Annotated in this window: 1 protein-coding gene; it reads right to left on the reverse strand. The window is 42.1% G+C overall.

All coding sequences use genetic code 11. The annotated features are described in order from the left end of the window. Positions 1-330, reverse strand: a 330-nt coding sequence (locus KH400_RS30445) for a hypothetical protein (protein ID WP_217228727.1), incomplete at both ends; no start/stop codon positions are given.

Below are 330 nucleotides of genomic sequence, written 5' to 3' on the forward strand. Positions count from 1 at the left end.
TTCCCCCCCTCCTTTCTTCCCTCTTTCTCCCTCCTTTCTTTTCTCCCTTCTTTCTCTTTTTCCTTTTTTCTTTCCTTCTTTCTTCTTCTTTTTTTCTTTCTCTTTCTTTCCTTTTTCCTTTTTCTCTCTCTTTTTTTTTCCTCTTCCCTTCTTCTCCTCTTCTTTCTCCCCTTCTCCCCTCTTCTTTTTTTCTCTCTTCCCCTTCTTCCCTTTCTTTTCTTTTCTTTTCTCTCCCCTTTTTTTCCCTTTTCCTCCCTCCTCCCTTTCTCTTTTCTCCTCCCTCTTCTCCCCCTTCTTTCTCCTCTTCCTTCCCTTTCCTTCTTCCCCTTC

Source organism: Desertibacillus haloalkaliphilus (assembly GCF_019039105.1).
GTDB classification, from domain to species: Bacteria; Bacillota; Bacilli; order Bacillales; family KJ1-10-99; genus Desertibacillus; species Desertibacillus haloalkaliphilus.